The sequence below is a fragment of the Sorangium sp. So ce296 genome, from assembly GCF_051529605.1.
Lineage (GTDB): Bacteria > Myxococcota_A > Polyangia > Polyangiales > Polyangiaceae > Sorangium > Sorangium cellulosum_D.
This window is the reverse complement of the sequence record NZ_CP150325.1, coordinates 200,532-225,054: the sequence shown is the minus strand read 5'-3', so window position 1 is coordinate 225,054 and position 24,523 is coordinate 200,532. Positions and strand designations below refer to the sequence as shown.

At 75.0% G+C, this 24,523-nt stretch carries 16 protein-coding genes; 10 read left to right on the top strand and 6 right to left on the bottom strand.

The window, feature by feature from the left end:
- Positions 1-16: 16 nt before the first annotated feature.
- Positions 17-577, bottom strand: a complete 561-nt coding sequence (locus WME98_RS00910) for a MarR family winged helix-turn-helix transcriptional regulator (protein WP_437949482.1) — start codon at positions 575-577, stop codon at positions 17-19.
- A gap of 401 nt (positions 578-978) precedes the next feature.
- Between WME98_RS00910 and WME98_RS00905 the strand changes: the two genes are divergently transcribed.
- The 4 genes from WME98_RS00905 to WME98_RS00890 all read left to right on the top strand — a co-directional run bounded on the left by WME98_RS00905 (position 979) and on the right by WME98_RS00890 (position 11,745).
- The gene (locus tag WME98_RS00905) at positions 979-7,824 is read left to right on the top strand and encodes an SDR family NAD(P)-dependent oxidoreductase (protein WP_437949481.1); all 6,846 of its coding nucleotides are present in this window, start codon (positions 979-981) and stop codon (positions 7,822-7,824) included.
- Positions 7,821-8,555: a 4'-phosphopantetheinyl transferase family protein gene (locus WME98_RS00900; protein ID WP_437949480.1), complete on the top strand. Its 735-nt coding sequence runs from the start codon at positions 7,821-7,823 to the stop codon at positions 8,553-8,555. Before WME98_RS00905 ends, WME98_RS00900 begins: the two co-directional genes overlap by 4 nt.
- Before the next feature lie 30 nt (positions 8,556-8,585).
- The gene (locus WME98_RS00895) at positions 8,586-10,184 is read left to right on the top strand and encodes an SDR family oxidoreductase (protein WP_437949479.1); all 1,599 of its coding nucleotides are present in this window, start codon (positions 8,586-8,588) and stop codon (positions 10,182-10,184) included.
- A gap of 85 nt (positions 10,185-10,269) precedes the next feature.
- Positions 10,270-11,745 carry a cytochrome P450 gene (locus tag WME98_RS00890; protein WP_437949478.1) on the top strand — a complete coding sequence of 492 codons (1,476 nt, stop codon included), beginning with the start codon at positions 10,270-10,272 and terminating at the stop codon, positions 11,743-11,745.
- 170 nt (positions 11,746-11,915) lie between these two features.
- Here the strand turns inward: WME98_RS00890 and WME98_RS00885 are convergent, their stop codons facing one another.
- The 3 genes from WME98_RS00885 to WME98_RS00875 form a co-directional block, all read right to left on the bottom strand.
- Complete coding sequence (locus tag WME98_RS00885) at positions 11,916-12,755, bottom strand: GNAT family N-acetyltransferase (RefSeq protein WP_437949476.1); 840 nt, start codon at positions 12,753-12,755, stop codon at positions 11,916-11,918.
- A 157-nt stretch (positions 12,756-12,912) separates the two neighbouring features.
- A complete protein-coding gene (locus tag WME98_RS00880) occupies positions 12,913-13,353 on the bottom strand; it encodes a hypothetical protein (RefSeq protein WP_437949474.1) in 441 nt (146 codons plus the stop codon).
- Positions 13,354-13,521: 168 nt separating this feature from the next.
- Positions 13,522-14,463 carry an AraC family transcriptional regulator N-terminal domain-containing protein gene (locus WME98_RS00875; RefSeq protein WP_437949473.1) on the bottom strand — a complete coding sequence of 314 codons (942 nt, stop codon included), beginning with the start codon at positions 14,461-14,463 and terminating at the stop codon, positions 13,522-13,524.
- A gap of 172 nt (positions 14,464-14,635) precedes the next feature.
- On the opposite strand from WME98_RS00875, the gene WME98_RS00870 reads away from it, so the two are divergent.
- From WME98_RS00870 to WME98_RS00855, 4 genes are all read left to right on the top strand, one after another.
- Entirely contained in the window at positions 14,636-15,409 is a 774-nt protein-coding gene (locus tag WME98_RS00870; RefSeq protein WP_437949472.1) for an SDR family oxidoreductase, read from the top strand.
- Positions 15,410-15,565: 156 nt separating this feature from the next.
- Positions 15,566-16,651, top strand: coding sequence for a hypothetical protein (locus WME98_RS00865; RefSeq protein WP_437949471.1), 1,086 nt, complete (start codon positions 15,566-15,568; stop codon positions 16,649-16,651).
- Complete coding sequence (locus WME98_RS00860; protein WP_437949469.1) at positions 16,648-16,779, top strand: hypothetical protein; 132 nt, start codon at positions 16,648-16,650, stop codon at positions 16,777-16,779. Before WME98_RS00865 ends, WME98_RS00860 begins: the two co-directional genes overlap by 4 nt.
- Before the next feature lie 236 nt (positions 16,780-17,015).
- A complete protein-coding gene (locus tag WME98_RS00855) occupies positions 17,016-18,851 on the top strand; it encodes an ATP-binding protein (RefSeq protein WP_437949468.1) in 1,836 nt (611 codons plus the stop codon).
- Between the two features lie 61 nt (positions 18,852-18,912).
- Here WME98_RS00855 and WME98_RS00850 read toward each other — a convergent pair whose 3' ends face one another.
- The gene (locus WME98_RS00850; protein ID WP_437949466.1) at positions 18,913-20,460 is read right to left on the bottom strand and encodes an ATP-binding protein; all 1,548 of its coding nucleotides are present in this window, start codon (positions 20,458-20,460) and stop codon (positions 18,913-18,915) included.
- 112 nt (positions 20,461-20,572) lie between these two features.
- On the opposite strand from WME98_RS00850, the gene WME98_RS00845 reads away from it, so the two are divergent.
- Positions 20,573-21,589, top strand: coding sequence for a LamG-like jellyroll fold domain-containing protein (locus tag WME98_RS00845; protein WP_437949465.1), 1,017 nt, complete (start codon positions 20,573-20,575; stop codon positions 21,587-21,589).
- Positions 21,590-21,701: 112 nt separating this feature from the next.
- Here WME98_RS00845 and leuA read toward each other — a convergent pair whose 3' ends face one another.
- A complete protein-coding gene (gene leuA, locus WME98_RS00840) occupies positions 21,702-23,393 on the bottom strand; it encodes a 2-isopropylmalate synthase (RefSeq protein WP_437949464.1) in 1,692 nt (563 codons plus the stop codon).
- A gap of 461 nt (positions 23,394-23,854) precedes the next feature.
- Here leuA and WME98_RS00835 point away from each other — a divergent pair, with 461 nt between their 5' ends.
- Positions 23,855-24,421 carry a hypothetical protein gene (locus tag WME98_RS00835; protein ID WP_437949462.1) on the top strand — a complete coding sequence of 189 codons (567 nt, stop codon included), beginning with the start codon at positions 23,855-23,857 and terminating at the stop codon, positions 24,419-24,421.
- Positions 24,422-24,523 lie beyond the last annotated feature (102 nt).

Below are 24,523 nucleotides of genomic sequence, written 5' to 3'. Positions count from 1 at the left end.
CGGCGCCGCGCCGTCGTTATCGCGCCTCCGGCGATCGTCGCTTCGCCTTGCGCTTGGCCAGCCGCGCCGGCCGTTCCCGCGCTGGCGCCTTCGCCGGCCGCTCCGACGCGGGCGCCTTCTCGGGGCGCGCGGCCAGGGCCACGACGCGGCCGAGCTCCTCGCGGAGCGCGTCGGCCTTGCTGGGGCCTAGCCGCTCGCGGACGTGCTTCTGGGTCCGCTCCCACAGCGGGAACGCCGCCTCGATGGCGCGCTCTCCCTGGCGCGTCAGGAAGATGAGGCGGACGCGCGCGTCGTCGGGCGCGCGCGCGACGCGGAGCAGGCCCGCCCTCTCCAGCGGCGCGAGGTTCCTCGTGAGCGTCGTGCGATCCATGACGAGGCCGTCGGCGAGCGCGCCGAGCTTCACGCCCCCGTCGCCGCACGTCGCGACCGCGACGAGCATCGTGAGCTGCGTCGCCTGGAGCCCCGAGGGCCGCAGCGCCTCGTCGTAGAGCCGCGTCAGCGCGCGCGACGCGCGGCGCACGCGCACGAGGGCGCACTGGCTCGCGATGATCTCGGAGGCACGGGCAAAATCAATCACAAGTGTATCTACACTGTTTCGGGTCGAGCCGCCATCTGGGACGTCCCGAACTGCTTGACATCCGTACAGGTGCAAGTACACCTATCCCTACGATGCGGGGCGGCATTCCCCGCTCCATCGCTGGCTCGTCGCCGGGTCCTGGAGGCCCCGGCGCGCGCTGACCGATCCGTCGGTCGATCGCTCGATATTCGCTGCCCGGGCCGCGACGGCGCCGAGGCGCGCGCCCGCGGCTCGGGTGCGCGGCCGGCGGCCGTGGGCCCGCGCCGCGCATTTTAGGTGTAGGTACACTTATTTCGACAGCCCGGACCGCTGGGCGGCGAGGGACGCACGGAGCATCGGCTGGCACGCGGTGCCAGGCGTGCGTCGACGCCGCGCGCGAGCGGGCTGCGTGGAGAGGATCCATGGGCGAGTTCTTCGTCGTTCCGTACTGCGTGAAGTTCGAGGACAGCATGGCTTACGGGAGCCATCACTACCTCACCAACTTCCGCTTCCAGTGCATCGCGCGCGAGACGCTCTACTTCGCCGAGGCCGCGGACGGCTCGCTCCCGCACGAGGACGATCGCGCCGCGATCCGGCTGCTCACCACCGAGGGCTACAGCCGGAACCTCTCGCCGGTCCGCGTGGGCGAGCGCGTCGCGATCTTCATGACCCTCGGCGCCGTGACGCGCTCGAGCGCGTACGGGTACTTCCGCACGGTCCGCTTCGACGGCGAGCCCGTGGCGTGCGGCTACCAGCGGATCGTCGCCGTCGGGGCGACGAGCGACGAGCTCGCGCCGCTGCCCGGATCCGTGACGATGCACGTCGGGGCGCTCGACGAAGAGGTGCCGCACCAGCGCTTCGTCGAGCTCGCCCTGCGCGGCGGCTCCGCGCTGCGCGAGCTCTTCCCCGAGCGCCTCCTCCGGCACGCCGTCGAGGTCGCGCGCGCTCCGCTGCACGCGTCGCGCCCGCACCGCACGCAGTGGAGCGCGGCGGGCGCGGCGGACGAGGCCGCGCCAGGGGAAGCGCCCGCGCGGGCGGGCCGCGGAGGCGCCGCGAAGGTCGCCCTGCTCCTGCCCGGCCAGGGCTCGTTCGACCTCCGGCTCCTGCGCGCGCTCCACGCGCGCTTTGACGCCGCGCGCGCGGCCGTCGCCGAGGCCGAGCCCGCGGCGCGGGCGCTGCTCGGCGCGTCGCTCGCGGCGCTCGTGGCCGCCGGCGAGGCGGAGGCGCGGGCCGCCCTCGACGCGTGCGCCGACCTCGATCAGCTCGGCATCCTCGTCCAGGACTACGTCGCCGTCGCGCTGCTCCGGTCCGCCGGGCTCGAGCCGGACGTCGTGGCGGGGCACAGCCTCGGGGAGATCGCGGCGCTGGCCGCCGCGGGGGCCTTCTCGCTCGCGATGGCCGCGGAGCTCGTGGGCCGGCGGGTGCTCGCCCTGCGCGGCGCGCCGCCCGGCCGCATGCTCGCGGCGCACACCGGCGCCGAGCGGCTGCGCGACGAGGTGCGGGCGCTCGGCCGGGACGATGTGTTCGTCTCGGTGATCAACGCGGCCGACCAGGCGGTCGCCTCGGGGACGGCGGACGGCATCGCGGCGCTCGAGCGGCGGCTCGAGGCCGCCGGCGTGCGGGCGACCATGCTCGCGAGCCGCTACGCCTTCCACTCGCCCCTGCTCGCGCCGGCGGTCGGCCCGTTCGCGAGCGCCGCCCTGCGCGCGGGCGCGGCGCGGCCGGCGCTGGCCACGTACTCGCCGATCGATCGCGTCCACTACGGCGAGGGAGCGCTCGCGCCCGCGCGCCTGCTCCCCATGCACCTCGTGACGCCGCTCGACTTCGGAGCGGCCGTGCGCGACCTGCACGCGGCGGGCTGCCGCACCTTCGTCGAGTGCGGCGGCGGCAGCGCCCTGACCGCCCTCGTACGACGGAGCGCGCCGCCGGGGCCCGACCTGCGCGTGATCGCGACGTTCCGCGCCGGAGAGGACGTGGTGGCCGAGCACCGGCGCGCGGTCGAGGCGCTGCGCGCCGCCGGCCACGTGCTGACGGCGGTCGCGGCGCTCCCCGGGGAAGAGCGGGACGACCGCCGCCCGCGCGAGGGCGCCGCGCCGGCGAGCGCCGTCGCGCCGGCGAGCGCCGCGGTGCCGGCGAGCGCCGTCGCGCCGGCGAGCGCCGCGGTGCCGGCGAGCGCCGTCGCGCCGGCGAGCGCCGCGGTGCCGGCGAGCGCCGTCGCGCCCGCGAGCCCCGCCGCGCCCGAGGCGAGCCGCCACGACGACCCCGCCGCGCCGGCGGGCGCCGCGCCGATCGCCATCGTCGGCACGGGCGCGGTGCTGCCGGGGTCCGGCGGCGTCGACGCCTACCTCGCGCAGCTGCGGTCGGGGACGTGCGGCATCGCCGACACCGGCGCGCGACACCCGGAGCTCGCGACCGACTTCCTGAGCGCCGGCCGCGCCGCAGACAAGACGTACAGCCTGCTGGTCGGCATGGTCGACGCGCTCGGGCCGTACGCCGAGCGCACCGGGTACGACGCGCGCACCCTCGAGCGGCTGCCCAAGACGGCCCGCATGCTGGCGTGCGCGCTCGCCGAGGCAAAGGCGCAGGCGGCCGTGCTCCGCGACGGCGCGCCGCTCCGGATCGCGTGCCTCCTCGGGTCGACGGCGGACGGCTCGATCGAGCACGACGAGGCGACGCTGCTGCTCGGCGTCGAGCGCGCGCTCGCCGGCGTCGCCGCGGACCCGGCCGACCGCGCGGCCGTCGCGGAGGCCCTGGCGGGCGAGCTCGGGCTCGACGCGGATCGGCGCGCGGCGTGCCGCGGCCACCTCGAGCCGCTCGCGCGCGTCGTGCGCGACGTCGTGCGCGAGGGCGTGCGCACCGTGGTCGTCGACGCGGCCTGCGCGTCGTCGATGCACGCGGTGCACCTCGGCGCCGCGATGTTGCGCCGCGGCCTCGCCGACGTCGTGATCGCCGGCGGCGCCTACCAGCCCGGCCCGACCAACGCCTGCCAGTTCTCGCAGTTCGGCGGGCTCTCCGCGACCGGCAGCCGCCCGTTCGACGCGTCGGCCGACGGGGTGGTGTTCGGCGAGGGCGCCGCCGTGGTCGTGCTCGAGCGGCTCGACGACGCCCGCGCGCGGGGCGATCGCGTCGACGCGGTGCTGCTCGGCAGCGGCGTGTCGAGCGACGGCCCGAGCCCGTCGGTCACCGTGCCGCAGAGCCGCGGGCAGAGCCTGGCCATGCGGCGCGCCTACGCGGCCGCCGGCGTGGCGCCGCGCTCCGTGCAGTACGTCGAGGCGCACGCCACCGCGACGCCCGTCGGCGACGCGACCGAGCACACGGCGCTCGCCGAGGTGTTCGCCGGCGAGGACGGCGCGCCGCGCATCGCCCTCGGCAGCGTCAAGTCGCTGCTCGGCCACACGGGCTGGACCGCGGGGGTCGCGTCGCTCATCAAGGTCGTGCTCGCGATCCGCGAGCGCACGATCTTCGCGCAGCACGGGTTCCGGGCGCCGAGCGGGCGCATCGACCTCGCGCGCTCGCCGTTCGCCATCCCGACGGCGGCCGCCCCGTGGACCGCCGACGGCGGCGCGCCGCTGCGCGCCGGGCTCGACAGCTTCGGCTTCGGCGGCACCAACGCCCACCTCGTCGTCGAGGAGCACCGGCCGGGCCGCCACGCCCCGCGCCCGCGCCCGCGCGGCGAGGCCCGCGCGCTGTGCGTCGTCGGGTTGGGGGCGGTGTTCCCCGGCGAGGGCGGCGCGCCCGCGGACGCGCCCTCGGACGCGCTCGCGTTCGACGAACGCGCGCTGCGGCTGCCGGCCCGCGCGCCGGTCCTCCCGGACGCGCTCGAGGCGATGGACCCGACGCAGCTGCTCGCGGCGATGGCCGCGGAGAGGGCGCTCGCGGCGCTGCCCGCGCGCGAGCTCGGCGAGCGCATCGGCGTCGTCGTCGGCCACGAGGGCAAGACGCGCCGCGGCGCGCGCGCGAACGAGCGGATCTTCGCCGATCGCGTGGCGCGGGCGCTCCGCGCGCGCGGCGTGAGCCCGGCGCTGGCCTCCGCGACGGTCGACGCGCTCCGCGCGGGCTCGCCCGCGACGGGGCCGTACACGCAGCCGGGCAACATGCCCAACGTCATCTCCGGGCGCGTCGCCAACGTCTTCGGCCTGCGCGGGCCGAACTTCGTCGTCGACACCTCCGAGGCCTCGCTGCTCGACGCGCTCGCGGCCGCCGATCTCGTGCTCGACGAGGACTGCGAGGTCGTGCTGGCGGGCGCCGTCAACGCGTTCAGCGACGACGTCGCGCGCGGCGCGTCGGCGACCCGCGATCCGCGGCCGGTGGGCGAGGGGGCGCTGCTCGTCGCGCTGTGCACCGAGGAGACCGCGGCGCGCCACGCCTTTCCGGTGCTCGCGCGCCTCCGCGTCGCGCCCGCCGCCGCGGCGGAGGGCGGCCTCGCCGGCCGCGAGCTCGTGGTCAGCGGGCCGGGCCGCGGGCGCGCGCGGCTGCGCGGGGCCGAGGGCGCGGTCGAGCTCCTCGAGGCGATCCGCGGCGCGGGCGCGCACGGCGCCGCCGCCGCCGTGCGATGGCCCTCGGACGCCCGCGCGGTCGAGGTCGCGCCCCCCGAGGGCGTGCGCGCGGCGCCGCCGTCTCGCGTCGCGCCGGCGCCCAGCGTCGCGCCGGCGCCAGCGCCATCGGGGTTCGCGACGGGCACGCCGATCCACTGCTACGTCCCCGAGATCGCGCGCGTGCCGGCCGCAGGTCCCGCGGCGCGCGTCCCGTCCCGCGTCCTCTACGTCTGCGCCGACGCGGCCCTGGCCGCGGACGTGCGGCGCGCCGCCCGCTCCGCCGAGGAGCGCGCGCGCGTCCTCGAGCTCGCCGGCGACGCGGCGCTCGACGCCGCGCGCGGGCTCGCGGCGCCGGCGTCCGAGGCCGCCGGCGGCGGCGGGCCGTCGATCGACGCCAGCGACGAGCAGCAGCTGAGCGCGTCCCTCCGGGCCCTCGCGCCCGATGACGTCGACGCGGTCGTCGTGCTCACCCGCGCCGAGGACGCGCGCGCGTTCGTCGACGGCGCGCCGGGCTCGTACCGGCCGGCGCTGCGCGCGCTGTTCGGCGCGGCGCGCCGCTACTACGACGCCGTGGCGCGCGGCGACGTGGCCTTCGCCGCGGTCGTCGTCGGCGCGGTGGACCCGGCCGGGCGGCTCGCGCCGGCGAGCGGCGCCGTCGGCGGCTTCGTGAAGTCGCTGGCGCGCGAGCTGCCGGGCGGCGACGTGCGCGTCGTCCACACGGACGCGCAGGACGCCGCGGCGGCGCTCGGCGCGCTGTTCGAGGAGTGGCGGCGCGCCCGGCCGGCCACCCCCGAGGAGGTGGTCGATCTCGGCGGCGTGCGGCACGTGGTGCAGCTCGCCCGCCCCTCCTCGGCGCCGCCCGCGCGCGCGGCCTCGCCGCTCGGCCCCGACGCGGTCGCGCTCGTGACGGGCGGCGCGCGGGGCATCACGGCGCAGTTCGTCGAGGCCTTGCTCGATCGCTTCGGCTGCCGCGCCGTGCTCCTCGGCCGATCGCGGCTGGAGGACGCCCCCCCGCGCACGCTCGCGATGACCGACGCGGAGCTCGACGCGTACGAGCGCGACTTCTACGCCGAGGCGCTGCGCGAGGGCCGCGGCGTGCGGATGGCCGCGCTGCGCGAGCGCTACGGCCGCATCCGGGCGGCGCGCGAGGCGCACCGCGTCCTGACCCACCTGCGCGCGCGCGGCGGGAGCGTCGATTACCACGCCGCCGACGTCACGAACGCCGCGGACGTCGAGCGCGCCGTGGCCGCGGTCGCGGCGGCCTACGGCCGCGTCGACCTGATCGTGCACGGCGCGGGCATCCAGGTGTCGAGCCGGCTCACGTCGAAATCGCTGGAGCTCTTCGAGCGGATCGTCGACACGAAGCTCGCGGGCCTCGGCCACCTCCGGCGCGCGCTCGCGCGCCACCTGCCCGCCGCCCGGCCGCACGTCCACCTCGTCACGTCGGCGTTCAGCGTGCTCGGCAACGACGGGCAGCCCGACTACGGCGCGGCCAACGAGGCGATGAACCGCGCCGCCGCGTGCTTCGCGGCCGAGGCGGACGCCGGCCCGTGGTCCAGCATCGCGTGGCTCGGCTGGAACGGCGTCGGCATGACCGCCGGGTCCGAGTACAGCGCGCTCGGCGCGGCGCGCTCGCTCCGGGGCATCGAGCCGGAGGAGGGGCGGCAGATCTTCCTCGACCTCGCGGCCGAGCGCCCCGTCGGCGCGGCCCAGGTGCTGCTCACGGACAGCGAGATCGAGCGCTTCGCCCCGCGCATCGCGGCGTCCGGCCCGCGCGCCGCCGCGTCCGGCCCGCGCGCCGCGGCGACGGGCGCCCCGGGGGGCCCAGAGGAGCGCGCGTGGACGCTCGATCCGCGCGTCGATCCGTGGCTCTCCGACCACCGGGCGCGCTCTTCCGCGGTCGCGGCCGGCGCCTTCCTCGTCGAGCTGGCCGTCCGGCACGCGCTCGCGGCGGCCGACGCCGGCGCGGTGGTCCGCGAGGTGCGCGACGTGCGCTTCCTCGAGCTGCTGCGCCTGCCCGACGACGCGGCCCGCGAGGTGCGCACGGTGACGACCCGGAGCGAGCGGCTCGCCGGCGGGCGCTTCGCGTGCGCCGTCGAGGTGCGCGGCGACTTCGTCCACCGGTCGGGGCTGGTCCTCCGCGCCGGCGTGCCCTTCGCGACCTGCGTCGTCGAACTCGGCGCGCTCGACGCCCGCCGCGACGTCCTCGCCCCGCGCCACGCCGGGCGCGTCGACGGGCCGGCGTTCCGCGATCCCTACGCGAGCCCCGGCGCGCCGCTCCGGCACGCGGGCTGGTTCGACCACCTCGGCACCGTCGTGCTCGGCGCCGCGCTCACGTCGGCCCGGTTCCGCCCCCCGAAGGACCGCGCCCTCTCGCGCCTGCGCGCGGCCGCCACGCCGTTCCTCCTGCTCGACGCCCTCCTGACGCTCGGCGTCCTGCGCCGCGACGAGGCGGGCGCGTTCCCGGTGTGCGCCGCGGGCGGCGTCGACCGGATCCGCTTCGGCGCGGCCGCGAACGACCTCGCGATCCGCGACGCGGGCGGCCCGGTCCGGCTCGTCGCCGCGGCCCCGACCGCCGCGGGCGACCGCGTCCTCGGCGCGTGGGCGCAGGCGCTCGACCCGGCGGGCGGCGTGCTCCTCGACCTCGAGGGGCTCGTGGGGCTCGCGGTGGGCCGCGTGGCCGCCGACGCGCGCCCGGCCGCGCCGGCGTCGCTGCCGCTGGGGGCGCCGTGACGCCGCCGCTCGCGATCGCGGTCGTCCGGGCCGACGAGGCCGCGGCGGCGCGCCTCGAGCCTTACCTGACGGCCGGCGAGCGCCGCGCGTGCGCCGGTCAGCGCGCCGCCGCCCGCCGGGTGCAGTCCGCGTGCGCGCGCGTCGCGGCGAAGTGGCTCCGGCTGGAGCTCGCCGCCGGCCGCCGCGCCCCGCTGGTCGCGCTCGACGCGGCCGCGCTCGAGGCGCACCCGCGGGCGGACTACCTCGCCTGCGCCGTCACGGGGCCCGGCGGCGGCCCCCCGCGCTTCGAGGACGGCGCGCTCGCGCTGTCGCTCTCCCACGCGGGCGACCTCGCGGCGGCGGCGGTCACCACGGCGCGCGCCGTCGGCGTGGACGTCGAGCGGGTCGAGGCGCGCGCGGCCGCCTTCGCCGACGAGCACTTCACGCCGCGCGAGCGCGAGGGGCTCGCGCGCGGCGCCGCGGCGGGCGCCCCGCGCGCCGCGCTCGAGACGCTGCTCTGGAGCGCGAAGGAGGCGCTCTACAAGACGGGGGCGCTCGATCTGCCCGCCCGGTTCTCCTTCCGGGACATCGACGTCGCGTTCCCGCCGGGAGGCGCGCGCCTCGCGCCGCCCTCCGTCCGCGCCTTCGCGCTGACCGCGCGGGGCGGGCAGTTCTTCGGCCGGGCCGTGCTGACCGGCGCGTTCGCGCTCTTCGCGACCGTGCCGGTCCCTCCGGCCACCGCTCTTGGATGAATGGCTCTCAACAACCACGAGGTTTCGACGATGCAGGCTCAAGATCTCCTCGAACACGTTCGCTCCGTCTTCGTGCGCATGACGCGCTACCCGGACGAGGTCGTCGTTCCCGACGCCGACCTGGAGCAGGACCTCGGCATCGACTCCGTGAAGCGCGGAGAGATCCTCGCGACGCTGCGCGCGGATTTCGGCCTCTCGGACGCGCTCAAGGCGACGCCCGACGAGCTGCGCACGGTCGCCCGCGTGAGCGACCTCCTCTCGCGCACGCTCACGGCGCGCTCCGACGTCGCGCCGTGGGCTGACGTCGCGGGGGGCGGATGGCACGCGAACGGCCATGTCGAGCCCGCCGGACAGATCGGCGGGCACGTGGAGCCCGCCGGGCGGGCCAACGGCCACGCGGAGCCCGCCGGACAGGTCGGGGGCCTCGCGGAGCCCGCCGGGCGGGCCAACGGCCACGCGGAGCCCGCCGGACAGGTCGGGGGCCTCGCGGAGCCCGCCGGGCGGGCCAACCGCCACGCGGAGCCGGCCAGCGGATCCACCGCGAGCAACGGCGCGGCGAGCGCCGTCGCTGCGGGCGAGGCGCTCCGCGCCGTGGTCCAGGCGCTCTCGGACGCGACGCGCCACCCGGCCGAGCTGCTCGTCCCCGACGCGCGGCTCGAGGAGGACCTCGGGATCGACCGCCGCCGCCGCGACGAGGTCCGCACGCTCCTCCGGCAGCGCGGCGCCCTGCCGGACGGCCTCGCGGGGGCCCTCGACGAGGCCCGCACGGTCGGCGACCTCGCGCGCCTCCTCGGCGCGCCGCCGCCCGCCCAGGCCGCCTCGGCGCGCGCGCCGGCGGCGCCCGCCGCGCGGCGCGCGACCCCGGCGCCCGGGGCCGCGCTCGCGGGCAAGACGATCCTCGTGACCGGATCGAGCCGCGGGCTCGGGCGCGCCATCGCGACGAAGCTCGGGCGCGCCGGCGCGCGGGTCGTCGTCAACAGCTTCCACTCGCGCGACGACGGCGACGCGGTCGCCGACGAGATCCGCGGCGCCGGCGGCGACGCGGTGCACGTCTGGGGCTCGGTCGCCAACCCCGCGCACGTCGACAAGCTCTTCGAGGCGATCGCGCGCGACGTCGGCGAGCTGCACCACTTCGTCAGCAACGCGTCGAACGGCCGGTTCGGCCCCCTCGAGCAGACGACCCCGGAGCACTGGGAGCTCGCGTTCCGCACGAACGTCATCGGCTACCACCAGTGCGCCCTGCGCGCGGCGCGCCTGATGGAGCGCCACGGCGGCGGGCGCATCGTCGCGCTGTCGTCGAACGGATCGTCGCGGTACCTCGAGCACTTCGGCGCCATGGGCGCGGTGAAGGCCGCGGTGGAGTCGCTCACGCGCGCGCTCGCCGTCGAGCTCGCCCCGCGCAACGTGCAGGTCAACTGCGTCTCCGCCGGGCCGATCTACGGCCACGTGACGAGCAACTACCCGGATCACGAGCGGATCCTCCCGTACTGGGAGTCGCGCACGCCGGGCGGACGGCTCTGCACCGAGGAGGACGTCGCCAACGCCGTGCTGCTGCTCCTGTCGGACGGGGCGCGGATGATCAACGGCGCGACGCTCACGGTCGACGGCGGGGGCTCGCTGTGCATCTGACGGCCAGCGCCGGGCTGCGCTCGGCCCGCGTCGGCGCGCGCCGGCTCGCTTCGGCTTCCTTTCAGCTCGTGGAGAAGGAGGACTCATGAGTGCCAATCTCGATCGGCGGCCCCCGGGCCCCGGCCCGCTCGCCAGCCTGCGGTACCTGGCGAATTTCAGGACCGGCGACATGCGCCATTACGAGGACCTCTTCGCGAGGTACGGCGACGTCGTGCGCCTGCGGGCGCCCGGAGCCGAGGACTTCATCATGGCGTTTCACCCGAACGACATCGCGCATGTCCTTCGCGCGAACATCCGGAACTACCCCAAGGGCAAGCGGTATCACGAGCTCGCCCACGTGCTCGGCTGGGGCCTCGTGAACAGCGAGGGCGAGCTCTGGCGGCGCCAGCGCCGGCACGTGCAGCCGCAGTTCAACCACGCGAACACGCTCAAGTTCGTGCCCATCATCGTCGACCACATGGAAGCGGTGCTGCGGCGCTGGGACGCCCATCCGGGGGAGTTCGAGCGCGACATCAACGACGACATGATGGACGTGACGTTCGGTATCGCGGGCGAGGCGTTCTTCGGCGCCGCGCTGCAGGCCCACACGGACACCGTCCGCGAGGCGTTCAAGTACGCGCTGTCGATCGCGCTCAAGCGGATGTACTCGCTGGTCAACCCGCCCCTGTCATGGCCTCTCCCCAGCCACGTGCGCTTTCAACGGGCCATGCGCCGCGTGCACACCGTGATCGACGACATCATCGACGGCTACCAGCGCGGCGCGGGCGACGCGGACAACGTGCTCGTGCGCCTCATGAACTCGGTCGACCCCGAGACCGGCGCCAAGATGGATCGCGCGCAGCTGCGGGACGAGATCAAGACCATCCTGATGGTCGGGCACGAGACCTCGAGCGTCACCGCCTCCTGGGCGCTCTACCAGATCGCGCGGCGCCCGGAGGTGTGCGCCCGGCTCACCGACGAGATCGACCGCGTCCTCGGCGGCAGGGCCCCGACGGCCAAGGACTTCGAGTCGATGCCGTACCTCGCGATGGTCTTCAACGAGTGCCTCCGGCTCCTGCCCTCCGTGCCGTTCATCCTGCGCAGCCCGCTGGAGGACGACGTCCTCGGCGGCTACCGCGTCGCCGCGGGGTCGACGGTGGCCATCGTCCCGTGGGTCACCCACCGGCACCCGGAGTTCTGGAGCGATCCGCTGGAGTTCAAGCCCGAGCGCTTCGCGAACCACCGGCGGAGCGCGGACGACAAGCTCGCCTACATCCCGTTCGGCGCCGGACAGCGGATCTGCCTGGGCGAGTTCATGGGGCAGCTCGAGGGCAAGATCATGGTGGCGATGGCGCTCCAGCGGTATCGGCTCCGGCTGGTGCCGGGCTTCGACCCGCGTTGCCGCGGCTTCATCTCGCTGCAGCCGGTGAACGGGATGCGCATGATCCTGAAGCGCCGGGAGCCGGTGAGGACGGCGCGCCCGGCGCCGGCGGGGCGGGCGGAAGCAGCGGAACCGGCGGCGGCCGAGCCCCTCGCGGCCGCGATGCGGGCCGGCGGCTGCCCCTTCGCCGCCCGGGCCTGACGGGCGGGCAGTGCTCAAAATTGAACATGAAGGCGGGAGGGCGGGAAGAAAAGATCAATGTTCTTCCTGCCTTCCCGCCTTCATGTGAACTCTCTCCGGGCGAATTTGAGCACTACCGACGGGCGCATCGATGAGGCGCTCCCGAGCCCCCTCTTCCCCGGGGGCAGGGCTCACGGGAAGGACTTGCTGAGCTCCGCCTGCGAGTACACGGCCACGAGGCCCGCGCGCTCCAGGTTGCGCTGCGAGGTGCTCCCCGCCTGCGCCACCGAGTAGGCGAGATCGCACCCGGCGTCGCGGGCGTACGCGAGGCGGGCGTCGATCAGGGCGCGCTGCACACCCCGGCCGCGGTGGGCCTCGAGCGTGCCGCCCGCGAACAGGAGCGCGACGCGCTCGTGCACGTAGACCGCGCCGACGCCGGCGACCGCGCCGTCGGTCGACGACGCGAAGAAGTACGTCGACCCGGGGTCGTGGAAGCACGCGTCGAAGATGTCGCCTCGATCGGCCGGCGGCCCGCCCGGCGCGGCGAACGCGGAGAGCGAGGCCGCGACCCACGCCGCGCCTTCGTCGCGCGCCGCGCGCCGCACGACCACGCCGCCGCGCGCGGCCGGCTCCGGCCCCTGGACCTCGGCGTCCGGGGCGAGGGTGCGCACGAGCACCGCGTCGAGCGAGCCCAGGCGGAAGCCGCGCTCCCCGAGCCGCGCGAGCAGCGAAGGGTGGGCAAACGGCGAGACCAGGATGCGCGCCGCCGTGCCGCGCGAGGCATAGAAGTCCTCGAGGGCCTCGACGTCGCGCGCCTCGACCGGGCCGCTCATGCCGAGGCCGGCGGCGCGCGAGAGCCGGATGTGCGGGGCGATGAACGCGGCGCGGCCGCCCGCGATGACGGCGACGGCGGCGCGCCGCGCCGGGAGCCGCGCGGCGACCTCGAGCGCGGCGGCCTCGACCTTCGCGGCCTCGGCGGCCTCGATGCGGGCGGACAGGGCGCGATCGACGAAGACTGGCCGGGGTGTCACGCGGGAAGCGTAGCGCGAGGGACGGCGGCGCGGACGCTCCCTGTCGTTCTCGCGGCGCCGCGGCGCTGGTCCTGGGTGAAGCGCATGGGCACGACGGGAGCGCCCGCCCAAGCTCCGGTCCCGTTGACCGTACGCCGCGGAGCGTTCCGCGCGCCCCTCAGGGGATCTCGACCTCTGCGGAGCCGATCTTCACGGGATCGTTCGGCTCGTTGAGGTTGTCCCAGCGGCGGTAGAGCTCGACCGCGACGGCTCCCTTGCCCAGGCCCTTGATCGTCATGCCGATGTCGTACCGGCAGTCGCACCCGGCGACGCCGCTCGGGTCCATGTCGGCCGGCTGTACGAGCACGTCGACCTTGCCTCCAGCGATCCGGACGAAGCCTTCGACCTCCTGCGCGCAGCGGAAATGCGCGGCGCCGTAATCGACGTGAACGGCCCCGCGCTCGGCCGTCGCCGCGAGCGTCTCCTTCACCGTCGTGTCGTACGCGCTCGCCGTGCACTCGCTCTGGGTGAGCCCCTCGATCGCCTCCGCGTCCTCCCAGCCCTCGGGCAGGTCCGCCCCGCATCCGACCGCCAAGAGCATGCCGGCTCCCATCATCATGTTCCGCATCTCGTCCCTCCGGCCGGCGACCGACGCAAAGCGCGTTCCAGCGAGCGCAGCAGCGATCTCGCGCTGCGGCGGCCGGCGCGTCGCGACACCGCGGTCGCGGGTGTGCCACCCCGGGCGCCAGCGCGCCGCGCCGGCCCTGGCGCCGGACCAGCGCAGGGCTCACGACGGATCCAGGACGAGCTTTCCTCCCGCCCCGTCCGCCTCTCGCAGGGCGCGACGTGCGCGCGGCGCTGCGTGCGAGTCCGCAGACGGCGGCCAGCCGAAGAACCGGCGGTACTCCCGGCTGAACTGTGACTCGCTCTCGTAACCCACGTCGTGCGCGACGGTCTTCACCATGCCCCCGGCATGGAGCATCTGGCGTGCGCGCGTCAACCGGAGCGCCTTCATGTACTGCAGCGGCGAGCAACCGGTCATCGCCTTGAAGTGTTGATGGAACGTCGGGACGCTCATGTGCGCCAGCTGCGCGAGGTCGCCGATCCTCATCCGCTCTGCGAATCGCGCATTCATATGGCGGAGGACGTGGGCGAGCTGGCTCACCGGGCCCTCCGCGAGCGCCCGGAGCGAATCGCCATACGGCCCGTCGAGCACGAGAAAGAGCATCTCGCGGATGGTCTGCCGCGCGAGCGCTCGCGTACGCCGCTCATCGGTCAAGCAAGCCAGCAAGCGGGCGCCGGCGTCCTCGAGGTCGCGCCGGAGCGGCGCGCGAAACACGCCGCGCGAGGGGCGCGCCGGCTGGGGCGCGGGCGGCGCGTCCTCCTCGAGGAGCAGCTCGCGCAGGAGGGCGAGCTCGATCTCGACAACCACGGTGAGCACGGGCTCGGCGGCCGACGCGACGGTCCTGCAGAGCATCGGCAGCGGTGAGGTGACCACGAGGTAGTGGCCGGCGTTGTACGCGAACGCCTTGTCGCCCAGAATTGCCTGTTTCTCTCCCGCACCCACGAGGATCAAGCTGGACGGGTAGAGGGTGGGCGTGGGCGGCTCTGCGACCGTCACGCGGTAGACGACGACGCCTGGATAGCGCGTGCCGTTGCAGCCCTCGTGGCGCGCCAGCGCGGCGATTCCAGCAGCCAACGAGTTGCCCGATCGAGCGGCTCTCGACATCCCCTCATCCTACCCACCTGGCCGAGAGGGCGCCAGGAGCTTCGTCGCCTCGCTCATAGGATCGAGCATGCCTTTGATAGTTCCGTGTCTTCCGTTTCCGGCCGTCGCGGCTATCTAGTGTCGCGTCGACGGGCCGCGCAGGTGAGCGCGGCCCCAACGAGAGGAGTGAGACATGGTTCAGCAGGGCCAGGGCGCGCTCGCGGGACGGGTCGCCGTCATCACAGGCGCATCGAGCGGGATCGGGGAAGCGGCGGCGAAGGCGCTCGCCGCCCGCGGCGCGCGCGTGGCGTTGCTCGCTCGCCGGAAGGAGAGGCTCGATGCGCTCGTCGACGCCATCCGGAAGGGCGGTGGTGAGTCCGCCGCATGGCAGGTCGACGTGACCGATCGGAGCGCGGTCGAGCGCGTGGCCTCCGAGGTCATCGAGAGGTACGGGCGCGTGGACATCGTCGTGAACAACGCCGGCGTCATGCTGCCGAACCCGATCGAGGCCAGGCGTGTCGAGCAGTGGCAGCAGCAGATCGATCTCAACATCACGGGCCTCATGAACGTCATCGGCGCGTTCACGTCGGCGCTCGTGCAGGCTGGCTCCGGCCCGGGGCCGGCGGATCTCGTGAACATCTCGTCGATCGCCGCCAAGAACATCTTCCCGGCCTTCGCGGTGTACAGCGGGACGAAGGCGTTCGTGACCCACCTGTCGATCCACCTCCGCGCGGAGCTGGGCTCCAAGGGGGTGCGCGTGACGTCCATCGAGCCAGGCATCGTCGGCACGGAGCTGCAGAGCCACGTCGACTTCCACGGCGCGCGCGATTGGCTCGAGGGGTCGAAGTCGCAGATGGAGTGGCTCACCCCCGAGGACGTGGCCGAGGCCATCGCGTTCACCGTGAGCTTGCCGAAGCGCGTCAACCTCCAGCAGGTCACGATCATGCCGACCGGCCAGCCCTCGTAGGTCGGGTCCACGCGGGCCGTCGGTTCGAGGTGCGGTGAACGACCTGGGTCGGGTCGCGGCGGACCGCGGCCGGTCGCGTCGCCGTGACGCTGCGCGGCCCGACCCGGGTTGCGCCGCAGGGCGCAGGGCAGCCTCGCCGCTGGTACAACCGTCGTCGTGAGACGCCTCGCCCCGCTCGCCGCCCTCGCCCTGTCGCTGTGCTCGTGCGCGGCGAGCTCGACCGCCGGCGCGCCCCGCTGCCTCACCGGCCCCGCGCCGAGGGTGGGGCGGCCGGCGGCGGACGAGATGCTCGCGCTGATGCGGCGCGAGCGGGACCGTGCCGAGCGGGCCCCCTCTCCGCTGGTCCGCGCCCGCATCCTCGAGGCCATCCCCGGGCTCTTCCCGGACATGAGCGGCCTCGCCCGCGCGCCCCGCTGCAGCGACGAGCTCGCCGACGAGAGCGCGGCCGCGCTCCGCGGCGAGCCCCTCGTGTTCTCGCGCCTCCTCGTCGCCCGCCTCCGCACCGCGCGCGACCCCGGCGCCCTCCTGCCGCTCGTCACGCGCCGCGAGGAGAGCATCACCACGTACCAGCTCGGCCCGGAGGAGCCGGCGCCGCCGCGATCGCTCGTCAGGTCACTCGCCCTGGCGAGCCTCCCCGCGCCGTGGCTCATGAGCGTGCTCGAGGAGCTCGGGCTGTGGCTCCCGCCGGACGAGGCGTCCCGGCGCTTCGACGCGCTCGTCGCCCCCGTCTTCGACGGCGAGCGCGTACGCCTGAGCACCGAGGCCCTCTGCCGGATGCGTGTGGCGCTCCGCCTCGACGGCGTGGACGAGGCGCGGCGGGTGAGGCTCCTGCTCCGGCTGCTCTCCGCGACGCCCGCGCAGATCGGCCCGCCCGACACGCGCGGCGACGAGCCGCACCCCGCGCTCGCGACGCCCATCGACGCGGCGTCCGTCGCGGCGGAGGCCGCGCGCGCGCTCGACCGGAACCTCGGCTGGCTCGACCGCCACGCGGACCTGCGCGCATGGCTCGAGGCGCAGGCCCTCGCGCCGGTCCCGCCCGGCGGGCCGGCCGCAGCGCGGTGGCGCCTCCTCCAGCCCGCCTTCGAGCGCGTGGTCGCCCTGCACGCGTCCGGCGGCCCGGCGGCGGGCCGGAGGCGGCGCGCGCGATTTTGCGCGCGTGGATGGATTCGGTCCGCGCGGCGGAGGCCCAGCAGCGCGTGGCCGACGCGCGCGTGGCCGACGCTCTCGCTGGCGAGGGGGTGAAGGCCCGCCTCCGGGCGCTCGGCGAGCACGGGCAGCGCGCCGGCCTCGCCGAGGAGGTCGGCGCGTTCCTCGACGAGCGAAGCAGCGAGCGGGCGGCGGTGGTGGCGTCCTATTTGCTCTCGCTCTAGCGAGCCCGGCGCGTCGCGGGCGTCCGCCTTGCCGTTCGTGCGGCGGAGAAATCCTCGCGCGCGGATTTCGCATCGTCGAATCGCGCGCTGCCGGGCGACGCCGGCGTGCCAGGCGGACCGCGCCGCCTGCGTCGCCGGGGGCGGCGCGCCGCGGATCCTTTTTCATGCGCGGCGCCGATCGGAGCGGCGTGCTTGCGGTCCGGCCTGCGCTACGCTCGTCGGCGCCCGGAGCCTCCATGCAATCCTTCGATGGGCAGCCCACCTCCGCAGGGTCCGTCTCCGAGTCCGCCTCGCGCCGCCACGAGCGAGTGGTGGAGCGGCTCCTGCGCTTGCAGCGCATCACCGCGGCGCTCGCGGGGGCCCGCACCCTGACCGAGATCGCGAGCACCATCATCGATCAAGGCATGCCCGCGCTCGACGCCGAGGTGGGCGTCGTCGCGATCCTGTCCGCCGACGGCGCCTCGCTCCGCAACCTCGGCTTCAAGGGCGTCCCTGTCGACACCGAGGAGGCCTGGGCCGAGTATCCGGTCGATTCTCCCGTGCCGGTCGCCGAGGCGGCGCGCACGGGCGCGCCCATCATCGTGCCCACGCGCGAGGAGCGGAACGCGCGCTATCCGGTCCTCGCCCGCGTCCATGGCGTGGAGCACGGGGGCGCCGTGGCCGCGTTCCCGCTCGTCCTCGAGTCGAGGACGGTCGGCTCGCTCGGGTTCTGCTTTCCGGCCGCGCGCGCGTTCGACGACGACGATTACGCATTTGTCCTCTCCATTGCCCAGCAATGCGCGCTCGCGGTCGAGCGGGTGCGCTGGCACGAGGTCGCCGAGCAGGAGATCGCGCACCGCCGGGCGTCCGAGGAGGCGCTGCGCGCGCGCGAGCGGGAGCTCACGGCCCTCGTGGCCGAGCTCCGGCAGACCCAGGAGGCGCTCCGGGAGGCGGATCGGCGCAAGGACGATTTCCTGGCGATGCTCGCCCACGAGCTGCGCAACCCGCTCGCGCCCCTCTTGAACGCCGTCGAGCTGATCAAGGCGGCGGGCCCGCCGACGCCGATCGTCGAGCGCGCGCGCACCATCATGGATCGTCAGATCGGGCACATGTCCCGGCTGGTCGACGATCTGCTCGACATCTCGCGCATCTCTCGGGGCAAGATCACGCTGTCCATCGAGCGCGTCGATCTTGTCGAGCTCGCCCGCGCCACGGCGCTCGATTATCGATCGCTGCTCGACGCGCGCGGCGTGCGCTTCGAGCTCGCGCTGCCGCCCGCGCCGGTATGGCTGCAGGCCGACCCGACCCGGCTCGCCCAGGCGATCGGCAACCTGCTCCAGAACGCGAACAAGTTCACGGACGACGGCGGCTCCGTCCGGCTCTCTATCGCGCCGTCCCATCCCGCGCGCGGGGTCGTCTCCGTCGAGGTCGCGGACACCGGCATCGGCATGGAACCGGCTGTCCTGGAGCGGATCTTCGAGCCGTTCGCCCAGGCCGACCAGAGCCTCGCCCGCAGCCGCGGGGGCCTCGGGCTCGGGCTCGCGCTGGTCAAGGGCGTGGTCGAGCTGCACGGCGGCAGCGTGCGCGCCGCGAGCGCTGGCCTCGGCCGTGGCGCGGCGATCACGATCACGCTGCCGCTGGGCGCGGCGGCCGCGCGTGCGGCGGACGCGCGGCGCGCAGCGGACGCGCAGCGCGCGGCGGCGAGCGCGAGCGCGCGGCGCATCCTGATCATCGAGGACAACGTCGATGCGGCCGACAGCCTGCGCATGCTGCTCGAGCGCCGCGGCCACGCCGTCTCCGTGGCGCACAGCGGCGACGACGGCGTGGCCGCCGCGCGCATGGCGCCGCCGGACGTGATCCTCTGCGATATCGGCCTCCCTGGGGCGATGAACGGCTATGGCGTGGCGCGGCTCCTGCGCGCCGAGAGCGCCATGAGAAGGACGCTCCTGGTCGCGCTCACCGGCTATGGCCAGGACGACGACCGGAAGCTCGCCCGCGCGGCGGGATTCGACGCGCACCTGACGAAGCCGGTGGCCCAGGCCATGCTGGAGCGGCTCCTCGCCGAGCTCGCGCCTCTGCCCGAGTCGGCGTGAGCGGGCGCGCTGCCGGCGAGGCGCGGTGGCCCGGAGCGCCGGCGCGCGCGTGTTCTGGGCCTCAGGCTCGGACGATGGTGATCTGCCGCCCTCCCGGCGTCATCGCCGGCGCGGCCGAGAGGCGCTGCGCGAGCGGCGGCGCGTCCGGTCTTCGATCGAAGATCACGAGCCAGCCGGCGGTGAGACCGAGGCCGGCCAGGTAGCCGTCGATCTGGACCAGGCCCTCCTTGAGGGGGTCCGGCTCCGCCGGTCGCCACACCTTGATCTCGATCGCCAGCGTCTCGCCCCGATACCGCACACAGAGGTCCATCCGCCCGCGCCCGACGGCGTATTCGCGCTCGATGGAGCCCCCGTTCACGACCCGGTGCAGGAAGGCCATGAGGACGAGGTGCGGTGCGATCTCGTGATACGGCGCCGTTGCGAGCAGGGGTTCCCCGTGCTGCCGCCAGAAATCGAGGAACGCGCGCAGGAGAGCCTCTCTGTCGAGGCGACCGTCGGGCGTGAGCCATGTGGCCGGTATCTGCGGCAAGGCGTCGCGCGTCCCGCCGGCGAGGGCCCGCACGATGATCTCCCGGTAGATCGGGTTTGCCACGGTGAGCCCCCCGAGCTCGGAGCGGCGCAACAGGCCGAGATCCACGACGAAACGGCGGTCGTCCTCCGGCACGTGGCCGGGCGTGCCGCCGGCGAGCATCGGCTCGACGATCGCGCGTACCCGGGGCTCCTGCAGCCGGTCCATGAGGCTGTCGAGATGCGTATCCTGCCGTCGAATCAGGATCTCCTTGGCCTGCTCGACGTGATCGGCCGTGATCGGCTGCGTCGGATCCTGTACCAGCACCTCGGTGAGCTGCTGGGCCAGCGCGTTGACGAGCCAGGGCTGGCCCTGCGTCAGGTAGAAGGCGCGGTCCACCGCCTCGGGGAGGAACACCTGGCCTGTCTCGCGGGTGTGCTGGCCGTAGAGCTCCGCCACCTCGCCCCTCGTGAAGTCGCGCATCGTGAGCGACTCGGCCTTGATGTTGAACGGGCTCGCCGTGCCCAGGCGCCCGGCGCTGCCGGACGCGACCTTGTAGTCGCGCACGTCGCGCAGGCCGATGAGCGCCAGCGACCAGGGGAAATGCCCCGGGCGCGTGGGGTACCCGGCGCGGATCTGCCGCAGGGCCGAGATGAGCGCGTTGTCCTGGAGGGCGTCGATCTCGTCGAGGAAGACGACGAGCGGCCGGGGCGCCGTCTCGGCCCAGGCGCGCAACGCTGCGCTGAGGCGGCTGCCGGCGGGCGCGTCCGGCCATGGCGGCGGCTGGAGCTCCGGCGGGAGCCATGCGGCCGTCCACCCGCGCCACGACTCGAGGATGGCCAGCTCCGCGGCGCCGAGATCGTCGGGGAAGGGGGCGCCCTGCTCCATCGGGAGCAGGACCGACACGTACCGGCCCTCGGCCGTCAGCTCACGCCCCAGGCTGAGCAGGGTCGTCGTCTTGCCGACCTGCCGCGGCGCGTGCAGGACGAAATAGCGCTTCTTCTGGATCAGCCTCCGCACGTCCGGCAGGCGAGCCATCACGGGCAGGGTGTAGTGGTCGGCGGGATCGTTGGGGCCGGCCGTGTTGAAGGAGCGCGTCACGGGCGAAGCTTTCGGCCGGAGGGCGCCGGCGGTCAAGCCAGGCCGGGGCCGTGGCCGTTCCCGGGGCGCCGCCTTCCTCCTGGTGTGCGCGTGGCGTTAGGATGCGGCGCACATGAGGGCGCGCCTTCGGATTGCCTTGCTCCCGTTCATCGTAGCGTGCGCCCCCGAGCTGCGGCTCGGCGAACTCCCCGGCTCGGCCTCGGGCGCCGGCGGCGGCGGGAGCAGCGCAGACGGCGGCGGCGCTCGCGCCGGCTCGGGCGGGGGCGGCGCGGCGGGCGGGGGAGCCGCCGGCGCCGGCGCGGCGGCTGGCGGCGGGGAGGGCGGCTCGGCCGGCGGAGGTGCCGGAGGGCTCGATTGCGCGCTCGACGCGTCCTGCCTCGCCGACGACGGCCTCGTCGTGCGGTATTTCCTCGACGAGGCGGCGACCGGGAGCGCGCCCGCGCAGGTCGAGGACGCCGCAGCGGCGCCGATGCCGCTCGCGCTGACGTACGGGCCGGAGATGAGCTTCTCCGCCGACGGCGCGGCGCACCGCGGGCTCTCCTGGACGGCGGCCGGCGGCGACGGCCGTGCTTCCGCGCTGATCGACGGCACCAAGATCCAGAGCGCGCTGCAAGGGACCACCGCCGGCACGATCGAGGCCGTGCTCCGCATCGCGGAGGTGGTCGAGGGGGGCTCGCGCATCGTGCATATCGGCGTGGACGCGGAGGGCGGCCGCCTCACGCTCCGATCGGAGACGCCCGGCCAGATCGTGCTCTGGTGGAACGGCGACTTTTGCGGCGGCGCCTGGGAGGCAGAGCTCCCGGAGCGCGCGGTGATGCACGGCGTGTTCGATTCGACCGTCCAGGAGCCCGCGGCGGATCGGGTCCGGCTCTACATCAACGGGGTACCGGCCCGGCGGCGCAATTCGGTCGGCGGCTATTGCGGGATGCACGTGAGCGTCCCCCCGCTGGGCGCGACGCTCGATTTCCCCGACGGGCGCCACCTCGTCCTCGGCAACCGCGAGCTCGGCGGGCGCACCTTCTCGGGCGCCCTGTATTACGCGGCGCTCTACGCCAGGGCGCTGACGGCGGCGGAGATCGAGCGCCACGCCGCCGCGCTGCTCCACAGCGACGACCGCCCGGCGCCATGACCGGCGATGGGGCGGCTCGCCTCGTGTCCGGCAGGGGACCTCGCCCGCTCGGTCGGCGGAGCGCGCAGGCCCGGCGCGCTCCGCCTCACGAAGAGGCGCCGACCGCGCCCGCTCACTCGGCCGAGAGCGCGAACCGCGCCGGCTCCGCCGGCCGCGCCCGGTTCCACGCGGAGGCGACCGCCGCGAGCGACGCCATGACGGCGTCCGGGTGCGTCCCCGCCCCGAAGCTGCGCTTGCGCCCGATCGAGAGGGCCACGTACGCCGCGGACTCGGCGCCTGCGCCCCGCGCGATCGCGTGCTCCGCGTGCTCCTCCACCGCGATCGCGACCCCCGCGTGACGCGAGAGCGCGCTCGCGAAGGCGTGGGCGGGGCTCTGGCCGGCGGCGCTCATCGCGTGGGGGACCCCGCGTATCTGCACCTGGAACTCGTGTCGTTCCCCCGCGCCCTGGCCGCTCGTCCTGTGCCCGACGACCCGGAGCGGCCCGCCGCGGTTCACGTACTCGCGCTCGAAGATCGCGAGGATCTCGGCCTTTTGCACCTCGCCCTCGGTCCGCTCCGCCCTGCGCTGCACCGCCTGGCTCAGCTCGATCGCGAGATCCTTCGGCACCGCATAGCCGTACTCGCGCTCGAGCAGGTAGGCCACGCCGCTCTTGCCCGACTGGCTGTTCACGCGGATCACCGCCTCGTAGCTGCGCCCCACGTCTTGCGGATCGATGGGGAGATACGGCACCTCCCACGTCGCGCCCCCGCCCTCGCGCAGCGCCTTGAACCCCTTCTTAATCGCGTCCTGGTGCGAGCCCGAGAAGGCGGTGTACACGAGCTCTCCGACGTAGGGGTGGCGCGGGTGCACCGGCAGCCGGTTGCAGTGCTCTGCCGTCTCCTTGATCGCCTGGACGTCGTGGATCTCGAGCTCCGGATCGACCCCCTGGGAGAACAGGTTGAGCGCCAGCGTGATGAGATCCACGTTCCCGGTGCGCTCGCCGTTCCCGAACAGCGTGCCCTCGACGCGGTCGGCGCCCGCCATGACGGCGAGCTCCGCCGCGGCCACCGCGGTGCCGCGGTCGTTGTGCGGGTGCACGCTCAGCACGATAGCGTCGCGCTGCTTCAGGTTCCGGTGCATCCACTCGATCTGATCCGCGTAGACGTTGGGCGTGGCCATCTCCACGGTGGCCGGCAGGTTCAGGATGATCTTCCGTGACGGGCTGGGCTGCCACACGTCCATCACGGCCTCGCAGATCTCCTTGGCGAAGTCGAGCTCTGTGCCCGTGAAGCTCTCGGGCGAGTACTCGAGCACGACCTCGGTCTCGGGCATGCGCACCGCGAGCTCCTTCACGAGCCTCGCCCCGCGCACGGCGATGTCGACGATGCCCGTGCGGTCCAGGCCGAACACCACGCGTCGCTGGAGCGTCGACGTGGAGTTGTAGAGGTGCACGACGGCGCGCCGGGCCCCGCGGATCGCCTCGAAGGTCCGCTCGATCAGCTCGGCGCGCGCCTGCGTCAGCACCTGGATGGTCACGTCGTCCGGGATCAGCCGCTCGTCGATGATCCGGCGCACGAAGTCGAAGTCGGGCTGCGACGCGCTGGGGAAGCCGACCTCGATCTCCTTGAACCCCATCCGCAGGAGCTCGTGCCACATGCGGAGCTTGCGCTCGTGGCCCATGGGCTCGACGAGGGCCTGGTTGCCGTCGCGCAGGTCCACGCTGCACCAGCGCGGCGCGCCCTCGATCACGCGGCTGGGCCAGCGCCGATCGGGCAGGTGGATGGGCTGAAACGGCTTGTACTTGTGGACGGGCATCGTGGACATGACAGGACTCCCTGAAAGCTGAAGATGGGAGTCGTCGCGACGACGATGCGAGGACCCCCACCGGGACAAGGAACCGACGGGGGCCGAGCTGCGAAGATGGACGTCGTCAGCAGCGCGCGCAGAGCCCCCGAGGCCGTAGGCCTAGGCAGGGGCGAAGGGCGCGCGCGGGCAGGACAGACATCGCGGAGCAATCTAGCGAACGTTCTCCTGCTTGTCCAGCGTCGCGGCGCGGGGCGATGGCGAGCGCGTGTACGCGGGCGCGCACACCTGCGCTGCGGTGTGCCCCGCCCGACGCGGATCCCGCGCGAAGGTCGACGCCGCGGCCCACCGCTCCTCGTGTACGATCGCAGATCGGGCACTCCAGGCGTGAGGGGTGGAGCATGAAAGAGCGCGAGCGAGGACGGGCGAAAGGTTCGAATCAACGGTCGCTTGAACGATGGTCGCTGGCTGTCGCGACCGGGATGGCCATCGCTGTCTCCGGCGCCGGCCGGGCACGGGCCGACGACGGGGCCCCGCCGGCTCCGCCCCCTCTCCAGGAGCAACCCCCGCCTGCGCCGCAGGCGCCTCCGCCTCCCGGCTTCTACGGCGGTTACGCTGCTCCGGCAGCGGGCCCGAAGGTGCTCCCGTGGAGGGATGGTGAGCCGGTGCCGCCCGGCTATCACCCGGAGACGCGCGTCCGCAAGGGGCTCGTGATCAGCGGCGCGATCGTCTTCGGGACCGTCTACCTGTTCACCGCGATCGGCGGCGGCGACGCGGTTTACCGCGGATCCTCGGGTTATGCGGCGCTGTTCGTGCCGTGCGCGGGCCCGTTCCTCACCCTGGCCACGACCCAGCAGGACGACCTCGAGACCATGGCCCTCGTCCTCGACGGGCTCGTCCAGATCACGGGCGCCGCCTTGCTCTTGCCTGGCCTCTTCGTGCCGAAAACGGTGCTGGTCCGCGACGACGTCAGCAAGCCCATCGTGCTCCCGGCGCCCATGGCGTTCGGTCCGAGCAGCGCCGGCCTCGGGCTCGTCGGTCGCTTCTGAGCCGCCCGGTCCGTCGACCAGGTTTGACCAGGACGAGTAAGCCGAGGCAACGTGCGCGTGAAACCGCGGGTGACGTCGCAGCCAGGTTCGGATCGATGGCGC